The 6,555-nt window shown below is 66.8% G+C and carries 8 protein-coding genes; all 8 read right to left on the bottom strand.

What is annotated here, in order from left to right:
* Window positions 1-23: 23 nt before the first annotated feature.
* Complete coding sequence (locus AC3WXD_RS34840) at window positions 24-431, bottom strand: hypothetical protein (RefSeq protein WP_492325734.1); 408 nt, start codon at window positions 429-431, stop codon at window positions 24-26.
* Window positions 424-744, bottom strand: coding sequence for a hypothetical protein (locus AC3WXD_RS34835; protein ID WP_492325733.1), 321 nt, complete (start codon window positions 742-744; stop codon window positions 424-426). Before AC3WXD_RS34835 ends, AC3WXD_RS34840 begins: the two co-directional genes overlap by 8 nt.
* Before the next feature lie 39 nt (window positions 745-783).
* Entirely contained in the window at window positions 784-1,386 is a 603-nt protein-coding gene (locus AC3WXD_RS34830) for a tail fiber assembly protein (protein WP_492325732.1), read from the bottom strand.
* Window positions 1,387-1,393: 7 nt separating this feature from the next.
* On the bottom strand, window positions 1,394-2,128 hold the full coding sequence (locus AC3WXD_RS34825; protein WP_492325731.1) for a tail fiber protein: 735 nt from the start codon (window positions 2,126-2,128) through the stop codon (window positions 1,394-1,396).
* 15 nt (window positions 2,129-2,143) lie between these two features.
* Entirely contained in the window at window positions 2,144-5,329 is a 3,186-nt protein-coding gene (locus AC3WXD_RS34820) for a phage tail protein (protein WP_492325730.1), read from the bottom strand.
* A gap of 10 nt (window positions 5,330-5,339) precedes the next feature.
* Complete coding sequence (locus tag AC3WXD_RS34815; protein WP_492325729.1) at window positions 5,340-5,741, bottom strand: DUF6950 family protein; 402 nt, start codon at window positions 5,739-5,741, stop codon at window positions 5,340-5,342.
* Window positions 5,741-6,292 carry a hypothetical protein gene (locus tag AC3WXD_RS34810; RefSeq protein ID WP_492325728.1) on the bottom strand — a complete coding sequence of 184 codons (552 nt, stop codon included), beginning with the start codon at window positions 6,290-6,292 and terminating at the stop codon, window positions 5,741-5,743. The genes AC3WXD_RS34815 and AC3WXD_RS34810 overlap by 1 nt, the downstream gene beginning before the upstream one ends.
* A partial coding sequence (locus tag AC3WXD_RS34805; protein WP_492325727.1) for a hypothetical protein occupies window positions 6,289-6,555 on the bottom strand: 267 nt, incomplete at its 5' end. The genes AC3WXD_RS34810 and AC3WXD_RS34805, both read right to left, overlap by 4 nt.

The following is a 6,555-nucleotide window of genomic DNA, read 5'->3' as shown; positions in this document are numbered from 1 at the left end:
ATCAAGCAATCCCATCTCTCACCTCACGAAATCAAAATTGCGGGCTGCGCCGTCACGGCGCCGTTGGCATCTCGCGTCACAGCAGGCTGTGTGACGGTCTTGGTGGTGTCACCCACATAGGTGGCATGCCATGCGTCGATGGCACCCGGAAACGCGGTGCTGAGCACGTCCGCCGTGAACACGCCAGCAGTACCGTCAGGCCATGCGATCTGCGCGGCCGTCAGCGCGCCATTGGCGTCGCGCGTGCCGCTCACCAGTTGGAAGTTTTGCGTCTGGGCCCAGCCGAGTAGCATCGCTTCTGGCGAGATTCCGGGATCGCCCTTGTCCCCCTTATCTCCCTTGAAGAACGGCAGGAATGGCACCTCCAGCGCCTCCCCGGCCACGCTCGACAGCGTCAACGACAGGCTGATGGCCTGAGTCAGATCAGTCATAGGTGACGCGCTCCACGATGTTGATGGTCTGGGTATCGGACAGCACCACGTTGCCGCTGGGGTCCTGCAGGCGGATGTCCAGCACCAGCAACTGCAGCGGCCAGCCGGTCGTCTCTTCCGCCGTGGCCGACAGGCTCACTACACCGGTAGCAGCATCGACGAACGTCGCCGCCAGGGCCTGCACCAGCTTGCGGGTACCGGAGGTCCGCAGTTGCGCCGAGATCGCCCAGCCAGTGAAGTCCATCACCGCGCCGTTGTTCAGGATCTGGCCAGCGTAGGCAAAGGTCTGGCCGCGTTTGAAGTCTGTGGTCATGGAGTTGCCGCGGGCTGGCGCGGCCGATGGTGGGTTGGATCAGGCAGGCTTGACCGGCCAGTCGATGGCGCGCGGGAAGCCCGGCTGGCCAGTGACCGCGCGCAAGTCCTTGCGATACTGGCTCAGGGCCTTCAGGCGCAGGGTGTCCGCCGCGTCCAGCTCATCGAGCACGAACCCGTCCATCAGTGGCGCCACGAGTTGGTCTGCCTCGGCCAGCAGCGCCGCCTGCTGCGCGCGCGCGGCCGCAGCGAGCTGCTCGGTCTGCAGGGCCTCGTCGAGCGTCCATTCCTCGTCGACCCACTTGTGCGCCGGAGACGGCGGCGGCTCGTCGGTCAGGAACGGCGGCAGGTCGCCCAGCCCGGTGTACTCGGCGCCCGGGATGAATAGTGAGCCGTCGGCAGTGCGGTACAGCGGCACCGCACGGTAGTCCGGCACGAGCGTCCAGGTGCCGTCCGGCCAGTTCTGCGGCACATGGCCGGCGGCGTCGCGATAGACCGGGATGGCGCGCTCCGTGCGCTCTGGTGGCACCGTCGGCGTGGCCCAGCCCGGCACGATGGGCTCTTCCGGCTTGAGCGGGTTGTCATCGGCCAGGCCGTTGCGCAGGAACTCGCCAGTGGCGGGGTGATAGTCGAAGATTTCCATGAGGTCCTCAGTACTTGATGCAGGCCAGCAGGGCCATGTTGCGGGGCCGGATCTCGCTGCCGGCGCCGACGAAGCCATTCACCCCACCCGAGAGCGCAAAGCCCAGCGTCCCCGATGCGGTGCTGCCAACGGTCGCCGTCCGGTATGTGGTGCTGATGCTGGTCGTGCCGTAGAACGGCGAAATCCCAGTGCCGCTCGAATAGGCCGGGTAGAGACCCGAGGCATCCATCCCGATGGGCAGAATGTGGTTGTGGTCCCGCAGTTGCGCGTCCTGCCAACTGCCGAACGCCCGGCCCGAGTCTGCGCCGCGGCCGTCGTCCCAGCCACGCGGGAATTCGCCTCGCAGCTCTGGCAGGTTGAACGTCGTCGAGCCGTCGCCGGCGCCGAAGGTGGTGCCGATCTCCGCGAACAGGTCGGCGAACGCCACGCGCGAGACCGCTGCACCATTGGCTTTCAGCGAACCGGCGGGGGCTGCACTCTTTCCATGGAAGAAAATCGTGCCAGGCATCATGTGCCCGAAGTTCGCCACGCCCAGCAGGCCGATGGTCACCCACGCGCTGTTCGCCGCATTGCGCATGCGCAGCAGGCCGGCGCCCGTGTCCGCCCAGAACTGGTAGGGGTAGGTCGTCGTCGGTGCCGACGAGCCCGACTGCTGCGACGCCAAGGCTTGCAGCGCGCTGTTCACGTCAGCACGAAACGACGCCCCCGCCTGGTTGTCGATCACCAGATCGTTTTGAGACATGTGGTCCTCTCGAAGTTAATAGCCGACGGCGTCCCAGTCGAACCGACGGGAGATGGCTGCGCCTGCGCTGCTGAAGAAATTGATGGTGAAACCCGTCTCGACCTTGCCGGTGAGCGTGAAGTAGTCGCCCTGCACCATGTTCTGGGCGGTGATGCCCACCACCGGCGGAACACGGAACGGCTTGAGGTAGGTGATCAACTGCGGGCCGGCGGACGACACCACGTCCCGCCCGGCCTCGCGCCGGTCAGGCATGTCCACCGAGACCGACAGCCCGGTCACGACCACGTTGTGCGTGGGCGAGCCCGATTCGACGACCGCGCGCCACTCGAAGGCACGCGCCTCGTAGTCGCCGAGCGTGAAGCGCTGCCAGTCCGTCCAGTCCGGGGTGGCCACCGGGTCGTCCGCCGTCGTGCGCACGTAGAGCGTCACGGCCGTGTCGTTGATCCGGTCGCCGTCGATGGATTGCCAGGTGTCGATCAGCGCGGTGCGCGCATCCACCATGTCGCCCGTGTCGAACGAGACGGCGTCCAGCGTGGCGGTCAGCCGGGACTTCTCGACGACGCCGAGATCGAGCGTGCCGGCGAAGTCGTAGGTGCCGCTGGAGACCAGTCCGCCCAGCGAATCGATCAGGCCCCACCCGCCGCTGCCGACCACGTCGTCGATGGGCCCGAGGCTGTCCACGGCCGGCTGGTCGTCCCACTCGCCCGTCGCGTCGATCATTCCCTGATCGTCGATCAGCCCCATGCCGATCAGCTTGATGCCGTTGAGCGCCGGGTCGAACACGATGCCCACCTTGGCCCCGGCAAACGCCGGCTGCTCGGTGATCGTGGCCACGACGTTGAGGTCCTGCAGCGACGGCGCGGTGGTCACCACCTGCGCGGCCAGCGGCGACTCGTTGCCGCTCGAGTCCACCCACTTGCCGAGGTACACGCCCTCTATCAGCGGCAGCTGCGCGCTGTTCGCCGCGCCCGAGATGAAGCCACCGAAGTCGACGGCGCTGCCCCAGGTCGGCGAGATCGTGTCGGTGGTGTGCCGGATGCGCGCCTGCCCGCCGTTGCGCACGTCCAGATCGACCGCCGCGTCCCAGGTCAGGTTGGCGAACCCGTTGAGCACCGTCAGCGACAGGCCGGCCATGTTACTCGGCGGCGCCGTCTTGCCCACCACCTTGTGGCCGTAGGTGTACGTCCAGTCGGGGCTGCGCACGCCGATGCCCGACACGTACCGCGCGCGCACGTAGTAGTAGGCCCCATCCTCCACCGGCGCGAGATAGGCACTAGTGGTGCTGGCCGGCATCGGCGTCAGGATCGTCCAGTCGGTGTCCTGCAGGCGCTTGCACTGCAGCTCGATGCTCCCGGACTGCTGCAGCGCTGCATCCACCGCCGGCGGCCAGGTCACGAGCACGCGCGAGATCACCACACCCGTCTGCGTCAGCAGCAACTGCGCCTCGCCCGAGTCCATGCCGATCTGGCCGACCATCTCCACCCGGAACGGGTTGGGCAGGTTGGTGTCCGGCGCCGGATCCGTCGTCGTCGCGTCGCCGAAGTTCCAGTCGTAGACCGCCGCGGCTTCCTCGTTGAGCACCAGGTCGATGCCGCCGTCGTCGCTCATCTTCCAGGACATGACCCGGAACACCTTCTCGGCCCACCCGAACTTCGCCAGCGACAGCTTCACCGTGCTGTAGGCCGTGAGCTGGAACGCCGTGAGCTTGGCCGGGAACTCGACCACGATGCCCTGGCGCGAGCGCTCAAGGATGATCTTGGCCAGGCGCTGCGCCGCCACCACGTTCGTGGTGTACGGCAGCTCGATGTCGCGCTCGATCACCTCGCCGTCCTGCGCGGCGTACAGCGGGTTGCTGACCGCTGGGAAGTCACCCGGCTGCCAGTAGTTCGAAGGATCGACGAACGTCCCCTTGACCACGTTGAACAGGTCCTTGCGGGACATGCGCGGCTGCACCTTCACCGCGCCCCGCAGGTCCGATTCGGTCAGCGTCACGGTCGGGATGTCGTAGGCGCCGGCGAACAGCCGGAACGTGCCGCCCGAGATCACCACCGCGCCGGCGCCGGCCGTCGTCATCTCCGTCAGGTTGTCGCGCGGCGACTTGTCCGACATGACGATGCCGTTGCACCGATAGCGCCAGTCGTTCTTGTCCGGCGTCACGGCCACCAGCTCGTCCGAGATGTTGGCCGCGGCGATCACCGAAGCGAGGTCAATGTCCTCGTCGGTGCAGCCGAAGCCGCGCTCGTCGCGCAGGTAGTCATAGACGCATAGCGCCCAGTTGTCATTCCAGTACGTGAAACCGTTGCGCGGGTCGTAGATCCGCTTGCCGCGCACCACCGCCTTGATGTTCGGCAACCCGTTGGGGAAGATGTCGGCGTCGTATTCCAGGCGCACGTAGAGGTAGCAGACGCCGCACAGCCGGTGGGCGGTCGTCCAGTTCCCCGGCATCTCGCCGATCAGGTCACCGTCGGCTTCCTGGTTGATCGACCCCAGATGCTTCTTGATGCGCACCAGCGCCTTCTGGCGCCGGGCCTCGTAGGTGATCTGGATGCTGGTCGCGCCCTCCGGCACGCCCTGGACGGTCACGTCGGCAGTGCCGGGCGCCGCGCTGTAGTTTCCCAGCGGCAAGACGGCGGGGCCGAACCCCGATCCTTCCTCGGTCGCCGGCGTGACCGACGACACCGAGGTGACGCTGTAGATCGGCTCGCCGACCGAGAACGTCATGGTCGTGCCGGTCACGGGCACGGTGATGGTCTTCGATTCGCCCCATGCCTTGAGGAACTTGCCGCTGGTCGGGTAGCCGGCACTGAGGTCGCCCACCGGGTCCTCGCCGATATACACCTCTTCGATGTCCTCGCACTCGTGGTCGGCCAGCGCAATCACCAGGTGCATGAACTGGTTCGCCTTGCCGTCGCCGTCGGTGCTGCCAGCGAAGACGAGCGGGCCGGAGGTCATGGCGCGGCCGTAGATGCTGTTGCGCGCCTGGACGTTCGAGCGCACGACCTGCGTGCGGCCCTGTGCCTCGGCGGCGAAGCCGTTGGGCGTGCGCGGCTTGAAGACGGCACCCATGAGGGCACTGAAGGCCAAGGAGATGCCGATCGACACCACCGCGCCGGCCAGCAGGCCCACGGCCGTGGCGACCGCCACGGAAGAGCCGGCCGCCAGGACCGCAGCTCCGACGTATGCGGCTACTGCTGCAGGCATGCGATTCTCCCTAGACCTTCCATGCGGCTTTGGCTACCGCCGCCGCCATGAACTCGATGCCGCGCTGCCCCTGCGCGGCGACCACGCCACCGAGGCACATGGCGAGCGCTTCCCCGTAGGGCGTGTCGATCAGCACCACGTCGCCGCGCCCCGCGAGCGCCGGCGGCCGCGGCGCGCCTAGCACCATGGTCGCGATACCGGTCACGCCGCTGTTGTCCCGCAGCACGCGGCGCGCGCCCTTCTCGCTCGCGTAGACGCCGCGCCAGCGCGCGCCTGGATCAGCACCGGTCATCGCCTCGATGGCGTCACACACGAACAGGCAGCAGTCGCTCTCGCCCCATGAAAAAACCCGCGCGCGGCGGGTTTCAATGAATGCAGCGAGGCGCTGCGGCCAGTCTTCAAGTCGCTGCATCAGCGCCCCCATAAGAGTTGCTTCTCGACCATCTGCGGCGTGTATTCGAAGCCGCGGTCGCCCGGGTACCGGCTCTGCTGGTCCTCGTTGTTGTAACGGCGCACGCGCGCCTTGTCCCATGACACCATGCGCGACTCGCAGGACACGGTGATCGTCGCGGTGTCGCCCACCTCGGTGGACATCGTGTCCATGCGGCCCGAGAAGATGCGGATGGGCTGCGCGGCCAACTGGAGATCCTCGCGGAGCAAGCCGAGCCATATCTGGCATGGCCGGCCCTGATACTGCTCGGTGAGCGAGATGGCCACCAACTCGGAAGGCACGCCAGAGAGCGTCAGGCGGACACCAGTTGCCTCCAGGCTGGCCTGCTCTTCGATCGCTTCGATGCCGCCAAGGGTGCCCAGGCCGAGCCACGTGACTCCGTTCCAGGAAACGTTGTAGCCGGCACTGCAGACATACAGCGGTACGGAAAAATCGAGTCGGGCAAACAGCAGATATGGAACGTGCCCTGCCGTCACCGCAGCGATGACATCACCATCGGTCGTGCGCGTCATTGCGGGTCCTCGATGAAATCCACGGAGAAAGATTCATGACGCCACGCCGGCGTGCTCACGAACTCCCAGACGTCGCTGGCCAGACGCATCTTTGCTTTCGGCTTGTCCAGCGCCACGACGGCCAGATTGGCAGGCGCGTTCCGAAATGGCGGTGCGACTGGTATGGATGCCAGCCCAGCAGCATCACTGGTCACGTCGGCCGTGACGATTTTCAACTCACCCCCGGCTTCGATGTATTCGCCAGCTTGCAGCACCAATATGCT

This window comes from Cupriavidus sp. FW216-B1 (assembly GCF_058789195.1).
Note: the sequence above shows the minus strand (reverse complement) of the source record. Positions and strands in the feature narration are given on the sequence as shown.

Bases quoted from the DNA above. Each gene is read 5' to 3' on its own strand.
- AC3WXD_RS34840 (WP_492325734.1), bottom strand. From the start codon at position 431: ATGACTGATCTGACTCAGGCCATCAGCCTGTCGTTGACGCTGTCGAGC.
- AC3WXD_RS34835 (WP_492325733.1), bottom strand. From the start codon at position 744: ATGACCACAGACTTCAAACGCGGCCAGACCTTTGCCTACGCTGGCCAG.
- AC3WXD_RS34830 (WP_492325732.1), bottom strand. From the start codon at position 1,386: ATGGAAATCTTCGACTATCACCCCGCCACTGGCGAGTTCCTGCGCAAC.
- AC3WXD_RS34825 (WP_492325731.1), bottom strand. From the start codon at position 2,128: ATGTCTCAAAACGATCTGGTGATCGACAACCAGGCGGGGGCGTCGTTT.
- AC3WXD_RS34820 (WP_492325730.1), bottom strand. From the start codon at position 5,329: ATGCCTGCAGCAGTAGCCGCATACGTCGGAGCTGCGGTCCTGGCGGCC.
- AC3WXD_RS34815 (WP_492325729.1), bottom strand. From the start codon at position 5,741: ATGCAGCGACTTGAAGACTGGCCGCAGCGCCTCGCTGCATTCATTGAA.
- AC3WXD_RS34810 (WP_492325728.1), bottom strand. From the start codon at position 6,292: ATGACGCGCACGACCGATGGTGATGTCATCGCTGCGGTGACGGCAGGG.